The 2,697-nt window shown below is 45.0% G+C and carries 4 protein-coding genes; 1 reads left to right on the forward strand and 3 read right to left on the reverse strand.

Annotated elements, in window-relative coordinates:
• The 3 genes from Q0241_RS05665 to Q0241_RS05675 form a co-directional block, all read right to left on the reverse strand.
• The coding region (locus Q0241_RS05665) for an SDR family NAD(P)-dependent oxidoreductase (RefSeq protein WP_299374429.1) at positions 1 to 389 on the reverse strand (389 nt) is incomplete at its 3' end.
• Positions 390 to 425: 36 nt separating this feature from the next.
• Complete coding sequence (locus tag Q0241_RS05670) at positions 426 to 1,112, reverse strand: aspartate/glutamate racemase family protein (protein WP_299374433.1); 687 nt, start codon at positions 1,110 to 1,112, stop codon at positions 426 to 428.
• Positions 1,112 to 1,768 (reverse strand): GntR family transcriptional regulator, encoded by a 657-nt coding sequence (locus Q0241_RS05675; RefSeq protein WP_299374436.1) that lies wholly within the window; start codon positions 1,766 to 1,768, stop codon positions 1,112 to 1,114. Before Q0241_RS05675 ends, Q0241_RS05670 begins: the two co-directional genes overlap by 1 nt.
• A gap of 127 nt (positions 1,769 to 1,895) precedes the next feature.
• On the opposite strand from Q0241_RS05675, the gene Q0241_RS05680 reads away from it, so the two are divergent.
• Positions 1,896 to 2,697 (forward strand): amidohydrolase family protein (locus Q0241_RS05680; RefSeq protein WP_299374439.1); only part of this gene is annotated, 802 nt, incomplete at its 3' end.

Here is a 2,697-nt window from a genome sequence, read left to right on the forward strand (position 1 = left end):
CGATCAATCATGCCGTCAATTACAGCTTTGGTGAGCAGAATTGGAGTGACCATATTGGCTTCCAAAGCTTTGTGCCATTCATCTCCGTCCCAGTCACGGAAGTTACCTGGTGGTGGGCCGCCGGCATTGTTCACCAGAATATCAGGATCAGGACATGCGGCGAGTAACTTTGTACGTCCTTCTGCTGTCGTGACATCACAGGCAATTGCGGTGACATCAACACCAGTGGCGTTGCGAATTTCCTGTGCTGTTTCTTCTAGTGTTTGATTGTTGCGCCCATTGATTGTGACATCCACGCCCTCGTTGGCCAATTCTATCGCGCAGGCTTTGCCTAGCCCTTTGGATGAGGCGCAAATTATCGCCTTGCGACCTGTAATTCCTAAATCCATTTTCTTACTCCCTTTAGTCTGGGTTTTGATTTATCATTATCTTGATGTTGTCATTAAGTTTGCAGCTGCCATTGTTACCGCAGCTCGACAAGGGTCGATCACGGTGATACCAAGTTCTTCTTGAAGCCAATGTTGGTATTTACCCATGCCTGCGCAACCCAAAATTATTGATCCAGCGTACATTTTGTTTTTCAATTTTGTTCCAACTTCTAATAACTTCGGTTTTGCTTTATCTTCGTTTTCCAGCTCTAAAACACCAAAATTTAGCGCGACATCACCAGCAAGCCGTGTATCAAGACCTAGGGCATGAGCTTGTTTTTGGTGACGAGGAATAGAACCGGGAAGTATTGAAATTATACCAAAATCACCCTTTTGAAGTGCTGCGATCAGCATGGCCGTTTCAGCAATCCCATAGACGTTTCTTTGTCCATTTTCTCGTAAGTATCTTACGCCCGGATCGCTAAAGCAGGCGACGACAAACGCGTCTGCACTGGATGTTTTTATCTCTGCTTTAATTAGTTCCTCTGCGATTTGGACATCTTCATTCGTCTCGATTACGTTTGGGGCTTTGTCCAGCTGAGAACAGATAATTTCTAGGTTCATTCTAGCTGGTAGATCATGAATGCTTTGTTCAATGGTATCGGTGACAGCGCGGGAAGAATTGGGGTTGATAACTTGTATTCTAAAATGCCTATTTTTATTAGATAGTTTGTTGCTGTCCATTAGCTTATGCCCCAATGTTCCAGAATACTGCGACGCACATTATCCATATGTTTTTCCATCGCAAAAGCTGCAGCTTCGCCATCAGCATTTTCTAAGGCGATAAGGATATCAAGATGTTCCTGACATCCAGGTATTAATCGTGCGGGTAAGCGATCATGATCAAACATAGCTGTGCGCCTCCTGAGGTCTATAATGGTTTTTGCCAATAGACGATTCCCACAAGACTGGGCGATGGAGTTATGGAACAGATCATCTGTTGATCGGTGTTCTGTAGAACTGACTAGACTTTGACCTAGCAAATTTTGCATTGCCTGTTTCAAATCAGAAATCAACTTAGGTGATATGCGACCGACGGCATTCTTGGCGGCGTCACATTCAAGTAATTTTCTGATATGTAAAACTTCTAAGAATTCTTTGAGATCGACCTTTCGGACCAACATACGACCACCTTTGCGCTCTAGCATACCTTCTGTTTCAAGCCTGTTGATTGCTTCTCTTACAGGTGTTCTCGATACATTTAGCTGTTCAGCCAAGCGTCGTTCCATCACAGGGTGCCCGTCAGCAAGTTCACCAGAAAGAAGCATATCGGTTAGGCGGCTGTAGGTTTGATCAGCCAAGCTTTCTACGACTATCTGTTTTGCTTTTTCGGTACTCATCAAAAGGCTTTCTAAGCTAGATTATTCAGGTGGTTTTCTCTGTTTGTAGAATCGGTGTTCAATTGGTATACCAGTGGAATTCCAATTACAATAATAATCTATGTAACAGGGTGTAGGGGAGGAAATAATGGCGTCTTTTGATCTGGTGATCCGTAATGGAGAAACAGTGACCGCAACCGATAGAGTTCGACAGGATGTCGGAATTATAAATGGTCAAATTGCGGCTTTGGGGGCAGGGTTGGAGGTGGGGCGAAAAGAAATCGACGCCACAGGAAAGCTCATTTTGCCGGGGGGAATAGACGCCCATTGTCATGTGGAACAGATGTCTTCGTCGGGGATCATGACGTCGGATGATTTTTATAGTGCTTCAGTTTCCGCAGCATTCGGTGGGACAACAACAATTATTCCCTTTGCTGCACAACATAAGGGGCAGAGTTTGCGTACTGTTGTTGACGATTATATGGCTTGCGCAAAACCCAAGGCGGTCATCGATTACGCTTTTCATTTAATCATTTCAGATCCGACTGATGCTGTTATGGGACAGGAACTTCCTGCAATGATTGCGGATGGTATCTCTTCGTTTAAAATATATATGACATACGATGCGTTGAAGTTGGATGACTATGAAATTCTAGAGGTACTTTCTACGGCTCGTCGGGAAGAAGCACTCGTTATGGTGCACGCCGAAAATCATGATGTTATCAGGTGGCTGTCAGAGAAATTGCTCAGCGAAGGGAATGGTGATCCTAAATATCATGCGGTCAGCCATTCGCGTATAGCTGAAAGTGAGGCAACACACCGGGCAATCGCCCTTGCCGAGTTGGTTGATACGCCATTGTTCATCGTGCATGTTTCATCCGAAGAGGCACTTGATGAAATCAGGCGGTCGCAATCTCGTGGGTTGAAGGTGATGGCCGAAACCTGTCCTC

This window comes from uncultured Kiloniella sp. (genome assembly GCF_937128705.1).
In the GTDB taxonomy this organism is placed as follows: domain Bacteria; phylum Pseudomonadota; class Alphaproteobacteria; order Kiloniellales; family Kiloniellaceae; genus Kiloniella.